The organism is Microbacterium sp. LMX7-1.2 (assembly GCF_040675935.1).
Lineage (GTDB): Bacteria > Actinomycetota > Actinomycetes > Actinomycetales > Microbacteriaceae > Microbacterium.
In genome coordinates this window covers 3,017,425-3,042,067 of the sequence record NZ_JBEGIL010000001.1, presented here as the reverse complement: position 1 = coordinate 3,042,067, position 24,643 = coordinate 3,017,425, and the positions used below count along the sequence as shown (strand labels likewise).

At 70.3% G+C, this 24,643-nt stretch carries 21 protein-coding genes; 6 read left to right on the top strand and 15 right to left on the bottom strand.

Annotation, left to right across the window (positions count from 1 at the left end; translation table 11 throughout):
- Nucleotides 1–25 precede the first annotated feature (25 nt).
- The gene (locus tag MRBLMX7_RS14895; protein ID WP_363369646.1) at nucleotides 26–2,824 is read left to right on the top strand and encodes a tetratricopeptide repeat protein; all 2,799 of its coding nucleotides are present in this window, start codon (nucleotides 26–28) and stop codon (nucleotides 2,822–2,824) included.
- 104 nt (nucleotides 2,825–2,928) lie between these two features.
- On the opposite strand, the gene MRBLMX7_RS14890 is transcribed toward MRBLMX7_RS14895, so the two are convergent.
- Nucleotides 2,929–3,087: a hypothetical protein gene (locus tag MRBLMX7_RS14890; protein ID WP_363369644.1), complete on the bottom strand. Its 159-nt coding sequence runs from the start codon at nucleotides 3,085–3,087 to the stop codon at nucleotides 2,929–2,931.
- A 567-nt stretch (nucleotides 3,088–3,654) separates the two neighbouring features.
- Nucleotides 3,655–5,379, bottom strand: a complete 1,725-nt coding sequence (gene poxB / locus MRBLMX7_RS14885) for a ubiquinone-dependent pyruvate dehydrogenase (RefSeq protein WP_363369642.1) — start codon at nucleotides 5,377–5,379, stop codon at nucleotides 3,655–3,657.
- Between the two features lie 126 nt (nucleotides 5,380–5,505).
- On the opposite strand from poxB, the gene MRBLMX7_RS14880 reads away from it, so the two are divergent.
- From MRBLMX7_RS14880 to MRBLMX7_RS14870, 3 genes are read left to right on the top strand one after another with little or no spacing between them, the layout of a single operon-like run.
- Nucleotides 5,506–6,144 carry a DedA family protein gene (locus tag MRBLMX7_RS14880; protein ID WP_363369640.1) on the top strand — a complete coding sequence of 213 codons (639 nt, stop codon included), beginning with the start codon at nucleotides 5,506–5,508 and terminating at the stop codon, nucleotides 6,142–6,144.
- 16 nt (nucleotides 6,145–6,160) lie between these two features.
- Complete coding sequence (locus MRBLMX7_RS14875; protein ID WP_363369638.1) at nucleotides 6,161–7,291, top strand: sensor histidine kinase; 1,131 nt, start codon at nucleotides 6,161–6,163, stop codon at nucleotides 7,289–7,291.
- Nucleotides 7,282–7,935 (top strand): response regulator transcription factor, encoded by a 654-nt coding sequence (locus tag MRBLMX7_RS14870; RefSeq protein ID WP_363369636.1) that lies wholly within the window; start codon nucleotides 7,282–7,284, stop codon nucleotides 7,933–7,935. Before MRBLMX7_RS14875 ends, MRBLMX7_RS14870 begins: the two co-directional genes overlap by 10 nt.
- A gap of 106 nt (nucleotides 7,936–8,041) precedes the next feature.
- On the opposite strand, the gene MRBLMX7_RS14865 is transcribed toward MRBLMX7_RS14870, so the two are convergent.
- The 6 genes from MRBLMX7_RS14865 to gabT all read right to left on the bottom strand — a co-directional run bounded on the left by MRBLMX7_RS14865 (nucleotide 8,042) and on the right by gabT (nucleotide 16,212).
- Nucleotides 8,042–9,406: an NAD-dependent succinate-semialdehyde dehydrogenase gene (locus tag MRBLMX7_RS14865; protein WP_363369634.1), complete on the bottom strand. Its 1,365-nt coding sequence runs from the start codon at nucleotides 9,404–9,406 to the stop codon at nucleotides 8,042–8,044.
- 23 nt (nucleotides 9,407–9,429) lie between these two features.
- A complete protein-coding gene (locus tag MRBLMX7_RS14860) occupies nucleotides 9,430–10,896 on the bottom strand; it encodes an NAD-dependent succinate-semialdehyde dehydrogenase (protein WP_363369632.1) in 1,467 nt (488 codons plus the stop codon).
- 43 nt (nucleotides 10,897–10,939) lie between these two features.
- Nucleotides 10,940–12,484: an APC family permease gene (locus tag MRBLMX7_RS14855; RefSeq protein WP_363369630.1), complete on the bottom strand. Its 1,545-nt coding sequence runs from the start codon at nucleotides 12,482–12,484 to the stop codon at nucleotides 10,940–10,942.
- Nucleotides 12,484–13,368, bottom strand: a complete 885-nt coding sequence (locus MRBLMX7_RS14850; protein WP_363369628.1) for a universal stress protein — start codon at nucleotides 13,366–13,368, stop codon at nucleotides 12,484–12,486. Before MRBLMX7_RS14850 ends, MRBLMX7_RS14855 begins: the two co-directional genes overlap by 1 nt.
- On the bottom strand, nucleotides 13,368–14,750 hold the full coding sequence (locus tag MRBLMX7_RS14845) for a flavin monoamine oxidase family protein (RefSeq protein WP_363369626.1): 1,383 nt from the start codon (nucleotides 14,748–14,750) through the stop codon (nucleotides 13,368–13,370). Before MRBLMX7_RS14845 ends, MRBLMX7_RS14850 begins: the two co-directional genes overlap by 1 nt.
- A 100-nt stretch (nucleotides 14,751–14,850) precedes the next feature.
- A complete protein-coding gene (gene gabT / locus MRBLMX7_RS14840) occupies nucleotides 14,851–16,212 on the bottom strand; it encodes a 4-aminobutyrate--2-oxoglutarate transaminase (RefSeq protein ID WP_363369624.1) in 1,362 nt (453 codons plus the stop codon).
- Nucleotides 16,213–16,305: 93 nt separating this feature from the next.
- On the opposite strand from gabT, the gene MRBLMX7_RS14835 reads away from it, so the two are divergent.
- The gene (locus tag MRBLMX7_RS14835) at nucleotides 16,306–17,814 is read left to right on the top strand and encodes a PucR family transcriptional regulator (protein ID WP_363369622.1); all 1,509 of its coding nucleotides are present in this window, start codon (nucleotides 16,306–16,308) and stop codon (nucleotides 17,812–17,814) included.
- 18 nt (nucleotides 17,815–17,832) lie between these two features.
- Here MRBLMX7_RS14835 and MRBLMX7_RS14830 read toward each other — a convergent pair whose 3' ends face one another.
- Entirely contained in the window at nucleotides 17,833–18,228 is a 396-nt protein-coding gene (locus tag MRBLMX7_RS14830; protein ID WP_363369620.1) for a riboflavin kinase, read from the bottom strand.
- Entirely contained in the window at nucleotides 18,225–18,734 is a 510-nt protein-coding gene (locus MRBLMX7_RS14825; RefSeq protein WP_363369618.1) for a flavin reductase family protein, read from the bottom strand. The genes MRBLMX7_RS14830 and MRBLMX7_RS14825 overlap by 4 nt, the downstream gene beginning before the upstream one ends.
- A 102-nt stretch (nucleotides 18,735–18,836) precedes the next feature.
- Between MRBLMX7_RS14825 and MRBLMX7_RS14820 the strand changes: the two genes are divergently transcribed.
- Nucleotides 18,837–19,439, top strand: coding sequence for a PadR family transcriptional regulator (locus MRBLMX7_RS14820; RefSeq protein WP_363369616.1), 603 nt, complete (start codon nucleotides 18,837–18,839; stop codon nucleotides 19,437–19,439).
- Nucleotides 19,440–19,472: 33 nt separating this feature from the next.
- On the opposite strand, the gene MRBLMX7_RS14815 is transcribed toward MRBLMX7_RS14820, so the two are convergent.
- From MRBLMX7_RS14815 to MRBLMX7_RS14795, 5 genes are all read right to left on the bottom strand, one after another.
- Nucleotides 19,473–20,357 (bottom strand): PfkB family carbohydrate kinase, encoded by an 885-nt coding sequence (locus tag MRBLMX7_RS14815; RefSeq protein ID WP_363369614.1) that lies wholly within the window; start codon nucleotides 20,355–20,357, stop codon nucleotides 19,473–19,475.
- A complete protein-coding gene (locus MRBLMX7_RS14810; protein ID WP_363369612.1) occupies nucleotides 20,350–21,729 on the bottom strand; it encodes an NtaA/DmoA family FMN-dependent monooxygenase in 1,380 nt (459 codons plus the stop codon). The genes MRBLMX7_RS14815 and MRBLMX7_RS14810 overlap by 8 nt, the downstream gene beginning before the upstream one ends.
- A gap of 118 nt (nucleotides 21,730–21,847) precedes the next feature.
- Nucleotides 21,848–22,696, bottom strand: coding sequence for an ABC transporter permease (locus MRBLMX7_RS14805; protein WP_363369610.1), 849 nt, complete (start codon nucleotides 22,694–22,696; stop codon nucleotides 21,848–21,850).
- A complete protein-coding gene (locus MRBLMX7_RS14800) occupies nucleotides 22,689–23,489 on the bottom strand; it encodes an ABC transporter ATP-binding protein (protein WP_363369608.1) in 801 nt (266 codons plus the stop codon). The genes MRBLMX7_RS14805 and MRBLMX7_RS14800 overlap by 8 nt, the downstream gene beginning before the upstream one ends.
- Nucleotides 23,486–24,589, bottom strand: coding sequence for an ABC transporter substrate-binding protein (locus MRBLMX7_RS14795; protein WP_363369606.1), 1,104 nt, complete (start codon nucleotides 24,587–24,589; stop codon nucleotides 23,486–23,488). The genes MRBLMX7_RS14800 and MRBLMX7_RS14795 overlap by 4 nt, the downstream gene beginning before the upstream one ends.
- Nucleotides 24,590–24,643: the final 54 nt, after the last annotated feature.

Here is a 24,643-nt window from a genome sequence, read left to right as displayed (position 1 = left end):
CCCGCATCCTCCGAAGGGACCACGTATGGCACGTCCGAAGAAGCGCTTCGCGCAGCTGATCGAGGAGATCGACCGCACGCCGTGGGGCCCCGCGGAGCAGGCTCTGGTGGCGGATGCCGTGGCGTTGGCGGTCGAGCTCGGCGACGAGCGCCTCGAGTACGAGGCGCGCATGCGGCAGACCGCGTCCGCGAACATGAGCGGCGCGACCGACGTGATGCTGAACTCCTTCGCGTGGTGCCTCGCCCGGCACGATGCCGATCCGCAGCGCTTCCCCGCCGACCTCGAGTACGGCGGCGCCGACCTCATGTGGCAGTTCAAGTGGATGGCCTCGGCGCTGCGCTCCTCGCCGGCGTTCTCGGTCGAGCAGATCGCTGCCGTGCTCGACGACATGGAGTCGCACTACCGCGCGGCGGGCCTCGGGCAGAGCGGCGTCCTGACGGCGCGTTTCGAGGACGCCTGGGATGCCGGACGCCTGGACGACGCCGAGGCGCTGCGCGTGCAGCTGGAGGCGACGCCCCGCGACGAGCACAGCCACTGCGACGCGTGCGGACGCAGCCAGTTCGCCGGATTCTTCGCGGAGACCGACAGGGACGCCGACGCGATCCGCCTCGTGGAGGAGATGCTCGAGGGCGGCTTCTCCTGCGGCGAGGAGCCCGAGCACGCCCTGTCGCGCGCGCTCCTCCCCTACCTGCGCGCCGGCCGGCTGGACGAGGCGAAGAGCGCGCATCTGCGCAGCTACCGGCTCGCGAAGGACAACGCCGACAACCTGCGCATCGTCGCGAACAACATCGCGTTCGCAGCCGTCACCGGCAACGAAGCGCGCGCCCTTGCGATGGTCGAGCGTCACATCGCCTGGCTCGCACATGACGGGCTGAACGTCGACGCGCACTTCGCCGCCCTCGGGGCGATCGCCGTCGCGCTCGACCGGGTCACCGCTGTCGGGCACGGCGACACGCCCGTGCGGGGCGCGGACGCCCCGGCTCTCGTCGCGTTCTTCGGCGCGCACGAGGGCGCGTGGGACGCGGCCTCGCTCGCGGCGGCGGCGTGGGCGTCGGCCGAGCGCATCGGCGCCGAATTCGACCGCCGCGACGGCACAGACGGCCATGCCCGCAGCCTCGCACGGCTCCGTGCGCTGGAGGACGCGAGCTACGACGTGCCGATCCGCTCGGACGCGTTCGTCGCGACGACCGACGCGACGTCGCCGACCGATGCCGACGGCTGGTTCGAGCGGGCCATGAACCTCGCGCAGTTCGGCGCCGAGCACGAGACGCTCGAGGCTCTGCCGAAGGCGCTCGAGGTCGAAGACCCCGCCAAGCTTTCGCAGCTGCTGTCGATGCGCATCGGCATCCTCATCGCGCTGGATCGGGCCGACGAGGCCCGCGAGATCCTCCCCGCCCGCATCGAGGCGCTCCGCGCCGCTGGGAAGCCCGAGCAGGCCGACCTCGAGCAGCGCCTGGGGCTCGCGACTTTCGGCCTGCGCACCCCCGAGACGGCCGCGGCGCTCGAAGACGAACTCGCCGCCGCGGCATCCCTCCCCGCGTGGTCGCGCGGCGACCTGGCGATCAGCCGTGCGTCGATGCACATGCACGCCGAAGAGCCGGATGCCGCGCTGGACATGGCCGAGATCGCGGCCCGCGCCTTCGCCGAGGCCGAGGATGCGCGCCTGTCGAACACCACCACGCTGATCGCGATCACCGCCGTACTGCAGAAGGGCGACATCGAGGCGGCGTCGGCACTGCTCGACCGCTTCCTCGCGCAGGACGACCTCAGCGAGGGACATCGCGCGCAGGCGCTGCAGACGCGCGCGCGGGTGCGCGGCGGGGGCGAGGACTTCGTGGGCGGCGCCACGGATGCCGACGAGGCCTGCCGACTGCTCGCCGGCCTCGGCGCGACGCAGGCTCTCGGCGCGGCGCACCTGCTCGCCGGCGCGCTGTGGGAGGACGCGGGCGATGCGGAGAAGGCCGTGTCGCGCTACCGCGTGACCTCGCGATTCGTCGCGCAGGAGGGCGGCGACCGGGCCGGAGCGGACTTCCGTCTCGCGCGCGCCATGCTCGCGCAGGGCGACGCCGAGGAAGCGGCCGAGCTGTTCGGCACGGTGCTGCAGCGCGAGGAGGAGGACGAGGTGCCTGCGGCATCGCGTGCGATGACCGCGTCGATGCTCGCACGCGCTCTCGCGGCATCCGGGGAGTTCGGGCAGGCGGTCGGCGCGTTCGGCTATGCGGCGGAGCTGTTCGGCGAGGGCGGAGAGCCCGCAGACCAGGCCGTGGTACTCACGGAGCGGGCCAAGATCCTGGCGCGCTTCGAGGAGCACGACGAGGCGATCGCGACGCTGGAGGCGGCCTCCGAGATCGTCCGCACCGCACCGGATGCCGTCGGAGCTCGCGCCGACGTGCTGCACAACCTCGCGCAGGCCTATGGCGCGCGCCAGGACGAGAGGGCTTTCGCGCTGCTCGACGAGGTCGCCCAGCTGGCGCAGGAGCACGAGGCCGGGTGGCTGGCCGCGGACGTGCAGGACTCTCGGGGGCGCGCACTCGCGTCGTTCGGGCGGATCGACGAGGCCGTCGCGGCGGCCCTCACCGCCGCGGACGCGTTCGCCGGGATCGGGGATGCAGGCTCGGCCGGAGGCTCGGAGCTGTTCTCGGCCCGCCTGCTCGCGGCGCACGAGCGTCCGTCGGATGCCGTGCCGGTCTACCGCAGCGCGATCGAGCACGCCGCCGAGCATCCGCCCCTGCGGCAGGTCGCGGCTCTGGAGCTCGGCGATGTGCTCGAGGCCCTCGGCCGCCACGGCGACGCCGCGGAGGTGCGGGCGCTGCTCGACAGCTGAGGCCCGGCTCGCGCCGGTTCCCTTCCTCGACATTTCTCGACTCCCTCGGCTCTTTCCATGACATCCCACCGAGGGAATCGCACTCCCGAGGAAGAGCGCGGACCTCAACGATAGGCAAGCCCGTCGCACGTCACGAGGTCGCGCAGATCCCCGTCGTCGACCTGCCCCGCCACCTCCGGGTAGGTCCCCGAGGGGATGACGGCGACCTCCACGGCGTCGGCATCGCGCAGGTTCTCAGCGTCCGCGCAGATCGCAACGACCATCCAACCCTCGGGATCCGAAGTCCCGAGGGAGTATGACGCCGCACGTCCGACGCGAGGAGACGAGTCCTGTATCAGGAACCCTGCATCGTCGGGGGCGAGCGTGGTGACGTTCCCAAGAGTTCGACCCACGGCTTCACCGACAGGAGCCGGCGGCTCTCCGGAGCATCCGACCATAGTCAGGGCGAGGGCGCCGCACGCGAGAACGGCGGCGGTCAGAGTCCGCACGCGATGGAGGTGCTCGACGGGTTGAATGCCGAGAGCCTTCCGCTCGTCTCGACCGTGCTCCATGTGACCGTGCCACCTATCCGCGGCGTCGAGCCTTTCTGCTTCTTGAGCGTGTAGGCATACCTGGTACCGACCGCACGAGCCTTCCAGGTTTGGCCGGCGTTGAGTGCAGCGAGCGCCGGGCGCCCGTATTTGATGAGGTAAGTGTTTTCATACGAGGACATAAGCACTCCATACATCGACTGATGCGTCCAGCCTGGTGCCTGAAGTGGGAGTTCGTGCGATATCCCGGAACACGATCGACGCCGTGCACGCATACGCGAACGATGCGGATGTGGGGCCTCAGAGCAGCTGGCGCCAGTTCGCGCGAGCGAGGTCGAGCAGCTCGTCGCCGCGACCCGACATGACCGTGCGGATCGCGTACAGCGCGAAGCCCTTGACCTGCGCCGCCTCGACTGCGGGCGGCATCGACAGCTCCTGACGCTCGGTGACGATATCGAGCAGGGCGGGTCCGTCGTGTGCGAGCACCTCGGCGAGTGCGGCCGGCAGATCCTCGCTGTTCTCCACCCGCCGGGCGAAGATGCCCATCGCCTCGGCGATCGCCGCGAAGCTCGGGTTGTCGAGACCGGTGCCGAAGTTCACGAAACCCGCGGCCTTCATCTCCAGCTCGACGAAGTTCAGTGAGGAGTTGTTCACGACGATCGTCTTCACAGGCAGTCGGTTCTGGGTGAGCGTGAGCAGCTCGCCCAGCATCATCGCGAGGCCGCCGTCTCCGGCGAGCGCGACGACCTGACGGTCGGGGTGCGAGACCTGCGCGCCGATGCCGTGCAGCAGCGCGTTCGCCATGGAGCCGTGCGTGAACGACCCGATGAGCCTGCGTCCCTCCGTCATCGACAGGTAGCGCGCCGCCCAGACGGTGGGCGATCCGACGTCGGCCGTGAAGATCGCGTCATCCGCCGCCTGCTCGTCGAGGAGTCGCGCGAGGTACTGCGGATGGATCGGCCTCCCCTTCTTCGTCGGGGTCGCGAGGTCGTCGAGCTTCGCGCGGGTCTTGCGGTAGTGCGCGGTCGCGTCGTCGAGGTGCCCACGGTCGGACGTCTCGGCGAGCCGCGGCAGCAGCGCATCGACGGTGGCCCGCACATCGCCCACGAGACCGAGATCGAGCGGATGCCGCTTGCCCAGCTGCGAGCCGCGGATGTCGACCTGGATCGTCGTCGCGTGCTCGGGATAGAACTGCTCGTACGGGAAGTCGCTGCCGAGCACGAGCAGCGTGTCCGCCGCCTCCATCGCCCGGTACCCGGACGCGAAGCCGAGCAGCCCCGTCATCCCCACGTCGAAGGGGTTGTCGTACTCGATGAACTCCTTGCCGCGCAGGGCGTGCACGATCGGGGCACCCAGACGATCGGCGAAGGCGACCACCTCGTCGTGCGCGCCCTCGACGCCCGCACCGGCGAGGATCGTCGTCTTGCGGGATGCGTTCAGCAGAGTCGCCGCACGCTCGAGCTCGTCACCGCTCGGCACCACCACGGGCCGGGTGCGCTCGATCACCACGGCGCGGTCGTCCGCGATGTCGGCGAGCGCGACGTCGCCGGGGATCACGAGCACCGCGACGCCGCGCTGCTCGATCGCCGCGCGCATCGCGATCTCCAGCAGCCGGGGCATCTGCCGCGGGTCGGCGACGTACTCGACGTATACGCTGCACTCCCGGAACAGCTCCTGCGGATGCGTCTCCTGGAAGTACCCGGTGCCGATCTCGTTCGTCGGGATGTGCGCGGCGATCGCGAGCACGGGCACGCGCGAGCGGTTGGCGTCGTAGAGGCCGTTGATGAGGTGCAGGTTGCCCGGCCCGCAGGAGCCTGCGACGACAGCGAGGTCGCCCGTGAGCGCAGCATCCGCCGCCGCGGCGAACGCCGCCGACTCCTCGTGCCGCACGTGCACCCAGCGGATGCTCCCGTCCTTGCGCAGCGCGTCGGTGAAACCGTTGAGCGAGTCGCCCGGAAGTCCGTAGACCCGCTCGATCCCGTTGGCGCCCAGTGTCCCTACGATGTTCTCTGCAACCGTGGCCATGCTTCGACCCTACGCCCGCGTCACAGCCCCGAGGCGAACGGGCCGCCCCGCTCTTCCGGTTTTCCGCACCTCGGTCGAGGGGCAGCCGCAGTGACGGCATCCGCCCCCGTGCGTAGCGTCGAGAGCATGGACACTTCTGAGGGTTTGGGCCTGTTCGCGGACTGGGCGATCGCCCTCATGGAGACGCTCGGCAGCATAGGGGCGGGCGTCGCGGTGGCGATCGAGAACCTGTTCCCGCCGATCCCCAGCGAGGTCATCCTGCCGCTCGCCGGCTTCACCGCCAGCCAGGGCTCGATCGTGCTGTGGGAGGTGCTCCTCTGGACCACGGTCGGCTCGGTCGTCGGAGCGCTCGCCCTGTACGGTCTCGGCGCCTGGCTCGGACCTGCGCGCCTGCGGCGGATCGTCGACCGGATGCCGCTCATGAAGGTCAGCGACGTCGATCGCGCCGAGGCGTGGTTCGCGAAGCACGGGTCGAAGGCCGTGTTCTTCGGGCGGATGATCCCCATCTTCCGCAGCCTGATCTCGATCCCGGCGGGCATCCAGCGCATGCCGCTGCTCCGCTTCACGCTGCTCACCACCGCGGGCAGCGCGATCTGGAACACGGTCTTCGTGATGGCCGGCTACCTCCTCGGCGATCAGTGGCACCGCATCGAGCAGTACGCCGACGGCCTGCAGCTCGTGGTGGTGGCGGCCGTGATCGCCGCCGTGTCGGTGTTCGTCGTGATGCGGGTACGGGCGCGCGTGCAGGGCACTCCCACGGCCTGACCGGCAGAATGGCAGTATGACGTCCGCTGACGCCGCACCCCACCCCCGCCCCATCGTGCGGGACGTGCTGCGGATGCTGGGCGGAACCGCCTCCGGGATCCTGATGCTGCCCGCCGCTCTCGTCGCGGTGGCCACGACCCCGCGCCCGCCGGCCCCTCGCGTGCTCGACGCCCTCGCCGCACGACTGACGCGGATCGACGGCATCCCCCGCCGCACGCCTCCGCGAGCGCGACGCACCCGCGGACTGCTCGCGGTGTCGGCCCTGCTGCAGCTGGTCGTTCTCTGCATCCTGCTGCTGATCGGCGTCGGCGTCGTGGTGGGCGTGCAGATGCTCGTCGCGGCGGCCACGGGCGGACCCGTCGATCTGTTCAGCGCCCGGCCGGGGCGTGTGACCTGGGCGACCGTCGGCCTGTTCGTCGTGCCGGGTCTCGTGCTGCTGTTCCTCGCACTCTCGGGCCTCGGCGGCATCGCCTGGCTCGAACGCCGGATGTGGGACGCGTTCCAGCGCCCAGGAGCCGGCGAGCTCTCGCAGGAGGTCGTGCGCCTGCACGCCACACTCGACGAGGTCGTGGATGCCGTCGACGCCGAGCGACGCCGCATCGAGCGCGACATCCACGACGGGGTGCAGCAGCGGGTCGTCGCGCTCTCGATCCTGCTCGCCCGCGTCGAGCGCTCCGGCGCGGCCGACGGCGCTCCCCTGCTGCGTACCGCGCGCGAGGAGACCCAGCACATCCTCGACGACCTGCGCGACGTCGCGTGGCGGACGTATCCCGAGATGCTGCAGCGCGACGGGCTGGCCGCCGCTCTCCAGGCGCTGCGCGACCGGGTCGCGATGCCCGTGCATCTCGAGGTCGACCCGGCGCCGATCACCGACCGTGCCGCCGAGACCGCCGCCTACTTCGTGGCGAGCGAGGCCGTGACCAATGCCATCAAGCACGCGCACGCCTCCGCGATCACGATCCGGGTGCGCGCCGGGGACGGGATGCTCGCCGTGACGATCGAGGACGACGGCGTCGGCGGGGCGGATGCCGCGGGCACGGGCCTGTCGGGCATCGCCTCGCGAGTCGCGGCGCGGGACGGGCGACTCGACGTGCGGAGTCCGCTCGGCGGCCCGACCGTGGTGGAGGCGGTGATCCCGTGCGGATAGCGATCGCCGAGGACTCGACGCTGCTCCGCGAGGGCATCGTGCAGCTGCTCGCCGCCGAGGGGCACGAGGTGGTCGCCTCCGTGGCCGACGCCGAGTCCCTGATGGCCGCGCTCGCGAGCGACGAGCCCGACCTCGTGATCGTCGACGTGCGGATGCCGCCCGACTTCGTCGACGAGGGCATCCGCGCCGCGCTGCGCATCAGGCGGGAGCATCCGTCGGTGGCGGTGCTCGTGCTGTCCCAGCACGTCGAGCGGCGTTACGCGAGCGAGCTGCTGCTCGACGGCCGCGGCGGGGTCGGGTATCTACTCAAGGACCGTGTCTCTGACATCGCGGGCTTCCTCGACGCGATCGTGCGGGTCGCGGAGGGCGGGGTGGCCTTCGACCCGGAGGTGATCCGGCGTCTGATCGCCGACCGGTCCGGCCCCGATCAGGGCGTGGACGATCTCAGCGAGCGCGAGGCCGCCGTCCTCGAGCTCATGGCCGAGGGGCACAGCAACGCGAGCATCGCCGAGCGCCTGTTCGTGAGCCAGAGCGGCGTCGAGAAGCACATCAATACGATCTTCACGAAGCTCGGCCTCGCCGCGGGTTCCGGCGTCAACCGTCGGGTGCTGGCCGTGCTCGCCCACCTCGACCAGGCCGACTGAGGACATCCCTCCTTCGCCGTGTCCGCTGGGGCACGCGGCAGACGCGCGCCCGGGAACGCGAGAGGGGCGGATGCCGCAGCATCCGCCCCTCTCGTACTGCGCCCGCTCAGCCGATGCGGATGAGCTTCTTGTTGACGAACTCGTCGGCCGCGAGGTGTCCGAGCTCGCGGGCCGTGCCGCTGCGCTTGATGCCGCCGAACGGCAGCTCCGGGCTGTCGGCCAGCACGAGGTTCACGTAGACCATGCCGGCCTCGATGCGGTCGGCGACGCGCTCGGCCTGCTCGGCGTCGGTCGTGAAGACGTACGACCCGAGACCGAAGGTCGTGTCGTTGGCGAGGTCGACCGCCGCGTCCTCGTCGGCCACGCGGTAGACGACGGCCGCCGGGCCGAACAGCTCCTCACGGTAGACGTCCATCTCGGGCGTGACGTCGGTCAGCACGGTCGGCGCGAAGAACGCCCCGTCGCGGGTTCCGCCGGTCAGCAGCGTCGCCCCTTGCGCGACGGCCGTGTCGATCTGCTTCTGCAGGTTCTCGGCCGCGGTCTCGGAGGAGACGGGGCCGAGCACGGTGTCGTCGAGCATCGGGTCGGTCGCCTCGACCGCGGCCATCGCGGCCGTGAACTTCTCGACGAACGCGTCGTACAGACCGTCGACCACGATGAAGCGCTTGGCGCCGTTGCACGCCTGTCCGTTGTTGTCGAGGCGGGCGTCTACACCGGCCTGCACGGTCGCGTCGAGATCGTCGGTCGAGAGCACGATGAACGGGTCGGAGCCGCCCAGCTCGAGCGCGACCTTCTTGAGGTTGCGTCCGGCGATCTCGGCGACGGCCGCGCCAGCGCGCTCCGAGCCCGTGAGCGACACGCCCTGCACGCGCGGGTCGGCGATCATCGTCGCGATCTGATCGTTCGTCGCGAGCACGTTCTGGTACGCGCCCTCCGGGAACCCGGCGTCGCGGTAGATCGCGGCGATCGCCGACGAGGACTCCGGGCACTGGGGCGCGGGCTTCAGCAGGATCGTGTTGCCGACGATGAGGTTCGGGGCGGCGAAGCGCACGATCTGGTAGGCCGGGAAGTTCCAGGGCATGATGCCCACGAGCGGCCCGAGCGACGAGCGGCGGATGATCGCCGAGCCGTCGCCCAGGATCGCGATCGGCTGGTCGGCCATGATCGCCTCGGCCTGGTCGGCGTAGTACTCGGCGATGTCGGCGGCGAAGTCGACCTCGCCCAGAGCGGCTTCGCGCGGCTTGCCCATCTCGCGGACGAACACGTCGGCGAGCTCCTCCCGGCGCTCGCGGTGCAGCTCGGCCATGCGACGCACGAGCGCGGCACGCTCGGCGACGGTCGACGAGCGCGACCACTCGCGGTGCGCGGTGTCGGCCGCGGCGACCGCATCCTCGATCTGCGCATCCGTGAACGTGTCGAAGGACTTCAGCGTCTCTCCGGTGGCGGGGTTGATGACGGCGTAGTCGGTCATGTTCTCTCCTCCTCTGGCTCCGGTCAGGAGACCGGGATCAGCGTGTACTTGGTGGACAGGTACTCGTGGATGCCCTCGAAGCCGCCCTCGCGTCCGACGCCGGACTGCTTGACGCCGCCGAAGGGGGCTGCCGCGTTCGACACCACGCCCACGTTGAGACCCATCATGCCCGTCTCGAGGCCGTCGATCATCCGCTGGCCGCGCTGCAGGTTCTCGGTGAAGACGTACGACACCAGTCCGTACTCGGTGTCGTTCGCGAGACGGACGGCCTCCTCCTCGGTCTCGAAGGTCGCGATCGCGAGCACCGGACCGAAGATCTCCTCGCGGAGGATCGCGGACCCGGCGACCACGTCGGTCAGCACGGTCGGCTCGTAGAACGTGCCGGTGCCCTCGAGCGCCTTGCCGCCCGCGAGCAGCGTCGCGCCGCGCTCGACGGCGTCGCCCACGAGCTCCTCGGCCTTGGCCACGGCATCCGTATCGATGAGCGGTCCGATCGTGACGCCCTCCTCGGTACCGCGACCGATCTTCATGGCCTCGACGCGCTCGGTGACGCGCTTGGCGAACTCGCCCGCGACGTCCTTGTGCACGATGAACCGGTTGGCGGCCGTGCACGCCTGGCCGATGTTGCGGAACTTCGCGGCCAGTGCGCCGTCGACCGCCTTGTCGAGGTCGGCGTCGTCGAACACGACGAACGGTGCGTTGCCGCCGAGCTCCATCGAGACGCGCAGCACGCCCTCGGCGGCCTGCGCGATGAGCTTGCGACCGACCTCGGTCGAGCCCGTGAACGACAGCTTGCGCAGTCGCGGGTCGGCGATGATCGGGGCCGACAGGGCCGACGACTTCGACGTCTGTACGACGTTGACGACGCCCTTGGGCAGCCCGGCCTTCTCGAGCAGCGAGGTGAAGAAGATCGTGGTGAGCGGTGTGAGTGCCGGGGGCTTGATCACGACCGTGCAGCCGGCGGCGAGGGCGGGCGCGATCTTGCGCGTCGCCATCGCGAACGGGAAGTTCCACGGCGTCACGAAGAACGACGGCCCGACCGGGCGCTGCGAGACGACCATGTGGCCCGTGCCCTCGGGGTTGATGCCGTAGCGGCCGCTGATGCGCACGGCCTCCTCGCTGAACCAGCGCAGGAACTCGCCGCCGTAGCCGACCTCGCCGCGCGCCTCGGCGAGCGGCTTGCCCATCTCGAGCGTCATGAGCAGCGCGAGGTCCTCCTTGTGCTCCTGCACGAGGTCGAACGCCTTCCGGAGGATCTCGCTGCGCGTGCGCGGTGCCGTGGCGGCCCAGGCATCCTGCGCGGCGACCGCGGCATCGAGGGCGCGGATACCGTCAGCCGGCGTCGCGTCGGCGATCGTCTTGATCACGGCGCCCGTCGCAGGGTCCGTGACGTCGAAGGTCGCGCCGGTCTCACCGTCGATCCACTCGCCGCCGATGAAGAGGCCGGTGGGGATGCTGTCGAGCAGCGCCTGCTCTGTCTGAGTGCTCATGGATTCGCTTTCTGTGGGGACGGGGACGGAAGAGTGCGGGGGCTCAGCGGCGACGGAGGCTCGGCGGGGCATCGGCCCCGAGCGTCTCGCCGCGGAAGAACGCGGGGCGTTTGATGGACTGCCAGATCATCACGGCGATGCCGACCACGATGATCCCGACGCCGAGCACGAACACGAGGCCGACTCCGCCGATGCTGGATCCGCTGCCGTAGGCGGGGTCCATCGAGTCGATCAGGGTCGTGACGAACAGCACGGCGAGGATGGCGCCGCCGACGAGCGGGAACAGGAACGTGAAGAAGAAGCTTCGCGTCGAGTCGAACCACTGCTTGCGGAAGTACCAGACACAGGCGAACGCGGTGAGGCCGTAGTAGAAGCAGATCATCATGCCGAGCGACAGGATCGTGTCGGTGAGGACGTTCTCGCTGACGAGGCGCATCACGGCGTAGAACACCGAGGCGACGACCGCCGACACGATGGTCGAGTACCCGGGCGTGAAGAACCGCGGGCTGACCTTCGCGAACTGCTTGGGCAGCGCGCCGTAGTGGCCCATCGCGAGCAGGGTGCGCGCAGGCCCGACCGCGGTGGACTGCAGCGATGCGGCCGAGCTCGACAGCACCGCGAGCGACACGAGGAAGGCGAGCGGTCCGAGGATCGGGTCGGACAGCGCGAAGAACACGTTCGCCGAGATGTCCTCGTTAGCGAGGCCCAGCTCGCCGTCGCCCACGCCCGCGAACATGATGAGCCCGATCGCGAGCAGCAGGTACAGGCTCACGACCACGAACACCGTGACCATGGCGGCGCGACCCGGGGTCTTCGCCGGATCCTTGGTCTCCTCGTTCATGGTGAGCACGACGTCCCAGCCCCAGAAGATGAAGATGGACAGCGAGAGCCCGGCCGCGAAGGCGCTGAACGTCGGCACCTCGAACGGGTTGAACCACGACCACGAGAACGGCGTCGGGTCGGGGGCGTCTCCGGTCACGGCCTTGACGATCGCGACCGTCGCGAACGCCACGAGCACGAGCACCTGGAAGCCCACGAGGATGTACTGGAACTTCTGCGTGGTCTGCATGTCGCGGTAGGACACGAGGGTTGCCCCGAGCATGAACAGCAGACACACGACCACGTTGGTGAACGGGTTGAAGGCGAGGTCCGCGATGTCGGGATTGCCCGACAGCTGCGCGATCAGCAGGAACAGGAACTCGACCGCGATGCCGGCGAGGTTCGACAGCACGATGACGGTCGCGGCGATGAGACCCCACCCCGTCATCCAACCGATCCACGGTCCGAAGGCCCGCACACCCCACGTGAACGAGGTTCCGGAGTCGGGCATCTCCCGGTTGAGCTCGCGGTAGCCGAACGCCGTGAGCAGCATCGGGATGAAGCCGACGAGGATGATCGCAGGCACCTGCGTGCCGACCACCGCGACCGTCGGTCCGAGGGATGCCGTGAGCGTGTAGGCGGGGGCGATCGTCGAGACGCCGATCACGACGGCGCCGATCACGCCCACCGTGCCGACGCTCAGGCCCTTCTGGGAGATGCCGGTCGTCACGCCGGATGCGGGCTCCGTCGCCCGGTTCGAGCTGCTCATCAGCGGACTCCTGCTTCGGCGCGCGTGCGCGGGACGACGATCATGGGGACGGGCAGCTCGTGCAGCATCTTCGCCGCGGTCGACCCGAGGAACAGCCGGCGGGGCTGCGCGAGGCGGCTGGATCCCACGAGCACGATCTCGCCGGGCAGCCAGTCGAGGTGCGCGACCGCGTCCTCGACGGTGTCGCCGTGCGCCTCCTGGACCGAAGCGTCGACCGTCTCGGGCAGGAGCCCCTGCGCGACCGCGAGGACCTCACGGGAGTGCTCGTCGCCCACGAGGCGGATCGACCCCGTGTCGAGACCGGGCGGCACGTCGAACGGCACGAGCGAGACGAGACGCAGCGCGACGTGCGCGTCGCCCGCGACAGCCGCCGCCTCGTCGAGCAGGTTCTCCGCACCGGGACGTGTGCCCACGGCGACGGTCACGCGCGGCAGCACGTGGTCGTCCTGCGTGGAGGTGCCGGCGGGAGCGAGCGCCACCGGGATGGTCGAGGAGTGCAGCAGCTCGGAGGCCACACTGCCCAGGCGGTGACGCCCGAACAGCGAACCGCCGGCCGCGCCGACGACGATCAGCCGGGCGCCGAACTCCTCCCCCGCGGCGATGAGACCTTCGGCGAAGGACTCTCCGAAGCGCACGTGCCCGGTGCGCACGAGCTCCTGCGGGAGACCGGTGACGGCCTCCTCGAGCCATTGCGTGGCCTGGCGACGCAGATGGTCCTCATAGGCGCGCTCCGGGGCGACCGCGGCATTCCGCGTGCCCTCGGAGGGCAGCACGATCACGAGACGCAGCACCGCGCCGAGGCTGCGGGCCAGCCGCGCGCCGAGCGCCGCGGCATCCGCTCCGGCATCCGTCGCGGTGTAGCCGACGACGATCGACCCCGGCATCAGACGGCCTCGGCCGTGTCGCCCGCATCCCTCGTCGACTCGACGATGTTGGCGGCCGCGAGGTGGCCCATCCGGATCGCGCCGTCGACGTGCTGGTACCCGGCTCCCGCCATGTCGCTGCACGCGAAGTGGATCGGGCCGACCGCGGCACGCAGGTCGGCGCCGTAGCGGTGCAGACCGCCCATGTCGAAGCTCGCGGCGTAGGCACCGCGGGTCCACTCCTCGGTGCCCCAGTCGCTCTCGTAGTACACGACCGGGTTCTTGGCCTCGGGGCCGTAGTAGTGCGACAGAGACTCCAGGATGCGCTCCTTGCGCTCCTCGGCCGACAGCGCGAACAGGTCGTCGGCGTTCTGGTCGCTCACGAAGCCCACGAGCGTGCCCCGCTCGTCGCCGTGGTTGGTGTTGTCGTAGGCCTCGTGCGAGAGCTCGTAGGGGCTGAACGCGGTGCCGCTGAGTCCCTGCTCGCGCCAGAACGGGGTCTCGTAGACCGCGTGCACCTTGATCACGAAGCCCATCGAGAGGTGCTGGTGCAGCTGGTGCTGACGGCGGGGCAGCGGCGGCACGAAGGAGATCCGGTCGTACAGCACCGGGGCGTGCGCGAGGATCGCGAAGCGCGCGCGCACCGTGAGCTCGTCGGTCGTGGCGGTGACGCCGTCGGCACCCCACTCGAGGGTGCGGACCGGCTGGTTCAGGAGGACGTCGTCGCCGAGGCGCTCGGCGAGCAGGATCGGCACCTGCTGGAGACCGCCGACGACCCGCTTGTCGAGGATGAAGTCGGCGTCGACGAGGTTCGAGTACGACCCGGCGGATGCCGCCATGAGCAGCGACTGCAGCAACGAGAACGTATGCGTGGGCTTGGTGAGCATCGCGGAGCCGGTCGCGAACGCGAGGTTGCGCACGGCTTCGTCATCGTCGGTCTGCGCGCGCAGCCACGCGTCCCAGGTGACGGAGTCCCATTCCTTCGCCTGCGGGTGCTCCCACGGGCGGTCGGGGTCGATCTGGGCGACCATCGCATCCAGACGCTCGGTGATCTCGGCGATGACCTTCTCGGTCTCGGCCGACACGGGGAACATCTCGCCCGTGAAGCGGTGCACCTGGCCGTCGGGGCCGATGTAGACGCTGTCGCCCTCGCGGTAGCGGCTGTAGGTCTCGAGGCCGAGCTCGGCGATCGTGTCCTTGAGCGCATCCTGGTCGGGCGACACCCACTGGCCGCCGAGCTCGAGCATCGCACCCTCGATCACGTCGGTCCACAGACGGCCGCCCACGCGGTCGCGCGCCTCGAGCACGGCGACCGACAGGCCGGCCTTGCGCAGGTCGTTCGCCGCCGTGAGGCCCGCGGCCCCGGCTCCGACGATCAGCACGTCACGGGTGATCTCAGCCATCTGCTTCTCCTTCGTTGGAAAGAATGTGCCGGTCGCGACTCGAAATCCCCCGATACGAGTCGCGACCGGACGTGTGTGCCGGCCGCCGTGCGGCCGGAGGTCAGGCGGACGCGAGCGCCTCCGCGACGACGTCGAGCCCTTCGTTCAGGAGGTCGTCGCCGATCGAGAGCGGCGGGAGGAAGCGGATGACGTTGCCGTACGTCCCGCAGGTGAGGACGATGACGCCCTTCGCGATCGCAGCCTTCGCGACCGCCGCGGTGAGCGCGGCGTCCGGAGCCTTGGTCTCGGGGTCGACGAACTCGGCCGCGATCATCGCGCCGTGGCCGCGGATGTCGCCGATGCGGGCGTCCTTCGCCTGGATCTCGGCGAGACGGCTGAGAAGGATCGTCCCGATCTCCTGCGCCCGCTCGATGACGCCGTCGTTCTCGAACACGTCGATCGCGGCGAGCGCGGCGGCGCAGGCGATCGGGTTGCCGCCGTAGGTGCCGCCGAGGCCGCCGGTGTGCGAGGCGTCCATGATCTCGGCGCGGCCCGTGACCGCCGCGAGCGGCAGGCCGCCCGCGATGCCCTTGGCGGTCGTGATGAGGTCGGGCTCGATGCCGAAGATCTCGCTCGCGAACATGTGGCCGGTGCGGGCGAAGCCCGTCTGCACCTCGTCGGCGATGAAGACCACGCCGTTCGCGCGGCACCAGTCGAGGATCGCCGGGAGGAAGCCCTCGGCCGGGACGATGAACCCGCCCTCGCCCTGGATGGGCTCGATGATGACGGCGGCGAGGTTGTCGGCGCCGACCTGCTTCTCGAGCTGCAGGATGACGCGGGCCGCGGCCTCGGGCCCGGTCAGGCCGTCGCGGAACGGGTACGACATCGGGGCGCGGTAGACCTCGGGCGCGAAGGGTCCGAAGCCGCTCTTGTACGGCATCGACTTGGCGGTCAGCGCCATCGTCAGGTTCGTGCGTCCGTGGTAGCCGTGGTCGAAGGCGACGACGGCCTGGCGCCCCGTGTGCTTGCGGGCGATCTTGATCGCGTTCTCGACGGCCTCCGCGCCGGAGTTGAACAGTGCGCTCTTCTTGGCGAAGTCGCCCGGCGTGAGGCGGTTGAGGGCTTCTGCGACCTCGATGTACGACTGGTACGGCGAGATCATGAAGCAGGTGTGCGTGAACTGCGCGGCCTGGGCTGCGACGGCCGCTGCGACCTTCGGGTGCGCGTTGCCGACCGTGGTCACGGCGATGCCGGAGCCGAGGTCGATCAGCGAGTTGCCGTCCGCGTCGACCACGACACCGCCACCGGCGGCGACGGCCGCGACGGGCACGGTGTGGCCGACACCGGCGGGCACGGCCTCGGCCTTGCGGGCGAGGATCTCGGCCGAGCGAGGCCCGGGGAGCTCTGTGACCAGACGACGCTCCTGCGGGAGGTCGGGTCCGCCGAGGGGAACGGTCGCGGTGTCGGTGTCGAGGAGTGCCATGTCGTGAGCGTACGGCTGCGCTCGGGCACACTGCATTCGCCTGGTTGTACAATCCGAAGAGCACTATTCGCCGATGAGTATAAGGGTCATGTGATGGAGATCGTGGATCAGCCCACGCTGCGCTCCCTGTTCCGGCGCCGCGACCTCGGGCTCCGGCTCGTCTCGACCGAGGCCGAACTGCCCGAGGGTGCACTCGACCGCCCGCTGCGCTGGGTGCACAGCTCCGACCTCGCCGACCCCACGCCCTTCCTCGCCGAGGACCTCGTGCTGCTCACGACGGGAACGCAGTTCGACGACGAGACCGACATCGACGTCTACGTGGGGCGGCTGTCCGACCGCGGCGTGCAGGGCCTCGGCTTCGGCACGGAAGTGCATCGCACCGGCATCCCCGAGGAGCTGATCGCCGAGTGCGCCCTGCGCGGGATGCCGCTGTTCGAGGTGCCGTACCGCACCCCGTTCATCGCCGTGGCGCGGGCTCACTCCGAGGCGATCGCCGCGCAGGCCTACTCCCGCCGGTCCTGGGCCCTCGACACGCAGCGCGCGCTCGCCCTCGCAGCCCTCCGCCCCCGCGGACTCGACGCCACGCTGGCGGAGCTCGGTCGCCGACTGGGCGTCTGGGTGGGCATGTACGACGCCGCCGGCGCCCTGCAGGTCTCGCACCCTCGCGCAGAGCTCGCGCCCCAGCAGCAGACCGAGCTCGTCGCGCACGTCGCCGAAGTGCTGACGCGCGGACTCGAGGCCGGGCAGTCGCTGACGATCGACGAGCAGACGTTCATGCTGTTCACGATCGGCCGCGGAGGACGGCTGCGCGGGGTCATCGCGCTCGGGATCGACGGGCTCGACGCCGAGGCGCGCACGGTCGTCACCTCGGTCATCGCGATGGCGGGCCTCGCACTCGAACAGAGCGAGCAGCTCTCCCGCAGCCGCCGACGCCTGCACTCTCAGCTTCTCGTGTCGCTGCAGGATGACGACCCGGGGCTCGCGCGTCGCGTGCTCGGCGGGCTGCCTCCCGCGCCCGTGGTCGTGGCCGTCGCCTCCGATGCTCCAGCCGGTCCCCTGATCGACTGGTGGGAGAGGCGACGCGCCGACGACGGCGTCGCCTCCTTCCTCGCGGAGTCCGACGAGGGCGTGACGCTGTGCGTCGCGGCGAGCGACGAGGCGCTGCTCGACGATGCGGCCGCCAGGTTCGGCCTCCGCATGGGAGCGTCGGGACCCGAGTCGTACGACGCGTTCTCCCGTGCGCACGCGCAGGCCGTGACCGCTTTGCGGCAGCAGCCGGATGCCGGGGTGTTCCGCTATGCGGACGCGGTGAGCACCAGCATCCTCGGCGCCCTCGCGACCGACGAAGCCCGCCTGCTCGCCGACACGCGCCTCGCTCCCCTGCGCGAAAGCGACGTCCGTTCGGGGAACGACCTGGAGGGAACGCTGCGCTCCTGGCTCGAGAACGATGCGAAGGCCGAGCCGACGGCCGCCTCGCTCGGCATCCACCGCCACACCCTGCGCACGCGCATCGGGCAGGCCGGCACTCTGTTGGGCGCCGATCTGTCGTCGTTCCCGGCCCGCGCCGAGCTCTGGGCGCTGCTGCAGACCGCGCGCGACTGACTGCGCGCGACCGGGACGTCAGCGGTCCGTCCGCGCAAGCAGCGCACGGCATCGCGCGACGTCTTCGGCGCTCTGCGCGACCAACGATGCCGCATCCGGGAACCGCAGCGTGCCGCGCAGCCAGGCGACGAGCTCGACGCGCAGCCGCCGCCCGTAGAGGTCGAGAGCCGCGTCGTGCAGGTGCACCTCGACGCGGCGCGCGCGATCTCCCGCGAACGTCGGATTCGCGCCGACGCTGACGCTCGCCTCCCAGGGGTGCGCGTCGTCGTCGACCCGCACCCACGCCGCGTAGATACCGTCGCGGGGAAGGATGCCGTCGTCGAGGTCGAGGTTGGCGGTGGGAAAACCGAGGTCGCGGCCCCGCCCGTCGCCCGACACCACGACGCCGGTCAGCATGACCGGCGGCGAGGTCATGCGCCGTCGGCGGGTGAGATCGCGCGATAGCGACTCTGGTGGAACACGAGCGGCTCGACGCCGTCGAAGAGCGTGACGTCCTGGATCTCGTAGAGCGCGATCTCATGGTCGCCGCCGTCGAACGTGCCGTGCAGCCGGCAGGTCAGCCAGAGCGCGGCATCCGAGATCAGCACGGCCCCGCCCTCGGTGCGGCGCCACTCGTGGCCGCCGAAGCGGTCCCCCTCTCGAGCAGAGAGCGATCGACTGAGCGGCTCGTGGTGGGCGGCGAGCACGCTCATCCCCAGTTCGGGCACGGCACGGAGCACGGGCCACGTCTTCGAGGTGCGGGCGGCGCTGACCGCCACGAGCGCGGGGTCGAGCGAGATCGAGGTGAAGGAGTTGACGGCCATGCCCACCGCGCGGTCGTCGACGTGCGCGGCGAGGGCCACGACGCCAGTCGGGTACACGGAGAACGCACGTCGGAGGGCGAGATCCCGCGGGAGAGGCTCGGTCGCGACAGTCGTCATGTCGAAGTCCTTTCGTTAGTCAACTTTGACTAATTTGATAGTAGTCAATTTTGACTGCTCAAACAACCGAATTCTGCGTTCCGAGCGATTAGCATGATGGTCATGTCGACCACCCGCCTCGTCGTCCTCGGCGCCGTGAAGCAGTTCCAGCCCGTGCACGGGTACTTCCTCCGCCGCGAGCTCATGACCTGGCACGTCGACGAATGGGCGCACATCCAACCCGGATCGATCTACAACGCGCTGCGGGCCCTCGAAGTCGACGGCTACATCGCCGAAAGCGGCACCGAGACCGAGGGCAAGCGGCCTGCCCGCACCACTTACCGCATCACCCCCGCGGGGGAGGTGGAGCTGCAGAGGATGCTGCGCGAGAACCTCTGGAACGTCGCGGCCTTCGACACCCAGGCCGTCATGACCGTGGCGTCGTTCATGTTCGTGCTCAGCCGCCAGGAGGTCATCGCCGGACTCGAGCACCGTCTCATCAAGAGCGACGCGATCATCACCCAGAACGGCTTCGACGTGCAGGACACGCTGCGCTCGGAGACCACCCCGAAGTACGTGCGCGAGATCTTCGACCTCTCCACCGCCCGCCTCACGGCCGAGAAGCAGTGGCTGCTCGACCTGCTCGAACGCCTGCGAGCCGGGGAGTACGCGTTCGCGGGCGAGCCCGTCGAGAACGCCGACCCCACCGAGACCGCACAGAGCTGAAAGCCGACGGATCGCCACGAGAACCGTCGCCGTTCAGAGAGAACCGACGAGGGCGGCGATCGCCCGCGGCGACAGCGCCGCGGTGGTCGCACCCCGCTGCGTGGCGGTGATCGCGCCGGCCGCGCTCGCCATGACCAGCGCATCCTCCAGGCGCTGGCCCGCCGCGAGCGCAGCGGCCAGCGCACCACAGAACGCGTCCCCCGCACCGGTCGTGTCGACGGGGTCGATGCGGAACGCCGCGACGTGCAGGTCAAGGCGCCCCGATCGATGCAGCGTGACGCCCTCAGCGCCGAGCGTGCGGACGACGGCCGCAGCCCCCGCTGCCAGCAGCCGCTCGACCCCACCGAGCTCGAGGCATTCCGTCTCGTTGACGACCAGCACGTCGACGTCGTCGAGCAACGACAGCGCCGCGGAATCGGCGGGCGCCGCGTTCAGCAGCGCGACCGAGCCCTGCATCCGCGCGAGACGCAGGGCCGCGCGCACGGTCGCCAGCGGCACCTCCAGCTGCGCCAGAACGACGGCCGCGCCGGTCGCAGCCGCCTCCGCATCCCCCGGTGCGAGCTCGGCGTTCGCGCCGGCAGCCACGACGATGCTGTTGTCGCCGCCGTCCAACGCGAGCACGTGCGCGACGCCGGTCGGCGCGGTCGCTGCAACCCGCAACTGCGCCTGCACCCCGGCATCCCGCAACGCGCCGCTCAGTAGGGCCGCCGCATCGTCGTCGCCGACTGCCCCACAGAAACGGGTCGACGCACCGGCTCGTGCCGAGGCGACCGCCTGATTCAGCCCCTTGCCGCCCGCGAACCTCCCGCCAGCGCGCCCCAAGAGGGTCTCACCCACCCGAGGCGGGCGCGCGACCGCGACCACGAGGTCGAGGTTCGCGCTGCCCACCACCGCGACGCCGGTGAGGGTGTCAGACATGCGACATCGCCCGCCGATACGACGACCCGACGTGCGAGTCCGCGAGCGCCGGACTCGCCGACCCCAGAAGCCGCTCGCGCAGCGACTGCGGCTCCGCTGACGGCTCGGCGATCGCACCGCGCTGCTTGAGGATCGGCAGCACGTGCTCGATGAAGTCGATGGTCGACGCCGGCGGGATGACGGGGGCGAACAGGAACCCGTCGAGATCCGCGCCGTCGGCGAGCTCGATCATCCGGTCCGCCACCTGCTCTGGGGTGCCCACGATCGGGCGGGCTCCGACGCCGTGCGCGTGCCAGTCGCCCAGCACGTCACCCACGGTCTTGTCGGCGAAGCGCGCGACCTGCGTCTGCGACAGCTCGGTGCTCAGCTCCGACATCGGAGTGCTCGGCGCGTACGCCGAGAGGTCCAGACCCGTGAACCACGCGTAGGACGCGACCGTGACGTCGGGGCTCTGCGCATCCGCGACCTCGGCGTACTTGCGACGTGCCTCCTCCTCGGTGCTGCCGACGACGGCCGCGAATGCCGACATGATCTTGACCTGGTCGGCCCCGCGGCCGTTCCCCACCGCCTCCTCGCGGATCGCGGTGGAGTGCGAGCGCAGCTGCTCGACGGAGCCACTGCCGACGAAGATCGCCTCGCCGTGCTTGCCGCCGAATTCACGCCCGGCCGGCGACGCTCCCGCCTGGAAGAGCACGGGCGTGCCCTGCGGCGAGCGCGACGTGTTGCCATAGCCGTGCGAGCGGAAGTACGGGCCGTCGTGTGCGATGCGGTGCACCTTGGCCGGATCCGCGAAACGCCCGGACTTGTCGCGTTCGAGCGCCCCTTCCTCCCACGCCTGCTCCCACAGCTTGTAGACGACCTGCATGAAGTCGTCCGCCATGAGGTAGCGCTCGTCGTGCCCGACCATGGGCACTCCGAAGCCCTGCACGGCGGTGTCGGCAGTACCCGTCGTCACGACGTTCCAGCCGATGCGCCCGCCCGAGAGGATGTCGAGCGTCGCCATCCTCCGCGCGAACGAGTAGGGCGGCTCGAGCAGAGTCGATCCGGTCGCGACCAATCCGAGGCGCGTGGTCTCGGGGATGAGGGCGGCGAGGATGATCGCCGGGTCGAGACGCGGCAGGTCGAGCCCCTCGACCGAGCAGATGTCAGGCCGCTGTCCCGCCACGTCCGCCCAGCCCCACGCGTCGGCGAGGAACAGGAAGTCGAACCCCGCGTCCTCGACCATGCGCGCGGTGTCGCGCCAGTAGTCGAGCCGGTCGAACAGGTAGCGGCCGTTGTCGGGATGACGCCACGTCGCGGTGCCGGAGTCGTTGGCCTGTGCGTTCTCGAAGAGTCCGAGGCGCAGCTGCTTCCGGGTGTGCTGGTCGGTCATGATCTTGCCTTCCTTGTGGGGTGGCTCGTCTCGAGCCGGATGTGTCGTCGATTCGGGGGCGGATGGGCACGCCGGAGGAACCCGGGAGCGAGGGCGTCTCCCGGGGCCCGGTCCGTCGTCAGCCCTTGGCGGTGACCTCGCCGTCGCTCCACCACAGGACGCGCTTGCGCACGACTGCGAGGAGCACGATCAGCAGTACGCCGAGCAGGCACAGCAGGGCGATGCTCGCCCAGGTCACCGGCAGGTTGGCCTGCGCGGCCGAGGTGGTCACGAGCGAGCCGAGGCCGGCCTGCTGTCCTGCGGCCACGAACTCGGCGACCGCCGCGCCGACCACGGCGAGAGGCAGGGCGATGCGCAGGCCGGCGAACACGTAGGGCATGCTGCCGGGGAACCGCAGTTCGCGGAAGATCTCCCATCGCGAGGCGTGCAGGGTCTTGAACACGTCGAGCGCGCGCTGGTCGACGTCGCGGAGTCCGGCGAGCGAGTTCACGAGCATCGGGAAGAACACCACGAGACCCGTGACGATGAACTTCGGCACCATGCCGAAGCCGAACGCCACGACGAGCGCGGGCGCGATCGCCACGATCGGCGTCACCATCACGATGATCACGAGCGGCATCACGGCCCGCTCGATGATCTGGAACTCGGCCATCACGACCGCCAGCAAGAAGCCCGCGAGGATGCCCGCGGAAGCGCCGACCACGACCTCGAGCAGCGTCACGAGGAAGTTCGACCAGTACATGCCGGCATCGTCGACCAGGCTCGCGCCGATCGTCTCGAGCGTCGGCAGCACGTAAGGGTTCGTCCAGGCGACGACCTGCCACAGCGTCGCGGCGATCACGAACGTGATCAGCGTGGGGAGCCAGGCTCCCCAGCGCAGCCAGGGCGGGATGCCGCCGCGCCGGCGCTCGGCGAGGCGAGCGGTCGCGAGGGTCGCGGTGGTGTCGCGGATGGTCATCTCAGACATGGGCCTTCTCCGTCTGCGCGCGCAGCGCACCGCGCACGACTGCCTCCAGTTCGCGGAACTCGTCCGTGGCGTACGCCTGCTCGGTGCGCGGCCGCGGCAGGTTCACGTCGATCACCTGGGCGATGCGCCCGGGATGCGCCGCCATGACCACTATGCGGTCGGACAGCATGATGGCCTCCGGCACCGAGTGGGTCACGAACATCACGGCCTTGCGGTTCGACTGCCAGAACTCCAGCAGGGCGATCCGCTGCAGGTCGCGGTTCATCTCATCGAGGGCCGAGAACGGCTCGTCCATGAGCATGATCGCGGGGTCGAACACGAACGCCCGCGCGATGGCCGCTCGCTGCTGCATCCCCCCGGAGAGCTGCCCCGGGTACTTCGTCAGGGCATGGCCGAGACCGAAGGTCGAGAGCAGCTCCGCGGGGTCGCGCAGCGCGCGGTCGCCGTTCGCCCCGCGGTTGAGCCGCACCGGCAGCTCGACGTTCTCGCGCACGGTCTTCCACGGCAGCAGCGCCGGAGACTGCGGCACGAGGCCGATCTTCTTGTCGCGGGAGGCAGCGGTGACGCTCTCGCCGTCGATCGTGACGGTGCCGGAGTCGGCGTCGAGCAGGCCGGCGACGACTTTGAGGAGGGTCGACTTGCCGCATCCGCTGGGGCCGATGACCGACACGAACTCGCCCATCCCGATCGTGAGGCTCACGTCGTCGAGCACCGTGACCCTGGCACCGTCGACGCCGAACGTCTTCGTGACGTTCCTGACCTCGACGCCGGCGCCGGACGCTGCGGCGGTCATTTCGCATTCCAGACGAGGGAGTCGCCGTCGTACAGGTCGGCCACGAGATCGGCATCCATCATGTCGGCGATGTCCGGCAGGTCCTTGATCCCGCCGTATTCCTGAACGAGCGCATACTCGGGCTCCCACATGGCCGCGGTCTGCACGCCGGGCTTGCCGCCGGCGCTCTCGCGCACCCAGGCGGACTCGACCTCCCAGGTGCGAGCGAGCTGGTCGCGCGGGAACGCGGCGCCCTGCCCGTTGTCCTCTGCGAGCTGGGCGAGCATGTCGATGCACTCGTCCGATTCGTCGAGGCAGAACTGCAGCGCCTTGAGGCTCGCGCGCATGAAGTCGGCCGCGACCTCGCGGTGCTCGGCGAGGAAGCGCGAGTTGACCTCCATGACGTTGTACGTACCCTCGACGCCGAGGTCGCCGGGGAGGAACTCGCTGAACGGGAGGTCCTGCGCCTTGAGGGTCTGCGGCTGATTGGAGGCGTAACCGACGATCGCGTCGACCTGGTCGCGCACGACGACGGTGGGGTCGTAGTTGGTCATCTTCACCATCTCGACCTTCGAGACGTCGACGCCGGCCTCGTCGAGCATGGCCGAGGCGATCGGGGTGAGGTTGATGAAGTAGCCCAGGGATCCGCCCTCGAGGTCCTTCAGGCTGTCGAGCTTCTCATTGCCGAAGATCGAGAACGGCGGTGTCGTTCCGTAGGTCGCGACGGCCGTGAGATTCTTGCTGTTCGCGGCGGCGAGCATGACGTCGGATGCCGAACCCAGCGCCGTGAACTGCGCCTGACCCGACGCCACGAGCTGCTGGCCGTTCGCGCCGGAGGCGTTGATCTCGACATCGAGGCACAGGTCGTCGAAGTAGCCGAGCTCCTGGGCGAGGAACACGTCGAGCTGACCGGCGCTGGCGGAATAGCCGTACCCGGAGATGTAGGTGATGGTGCCGGCGTCCTTGTTGCGCTGGCAGGAGTCGCTGCTGTCGGTGTCGCTGGGGGCGGAATCGTCGCCGGACGTCTGCGCGGAGCAAGCTCCGAGCGTCAGCGTGGCGGCGAGAACGCACGTCAGGGTGGCAGCGGTGCGGAATCGGGTCTCCGCGGAGGAAGTAGCCATGAGGGTCCCTTCTCGGCCGTTCGTCGTTGATGGCTCGATGAAAGTAACATAGTC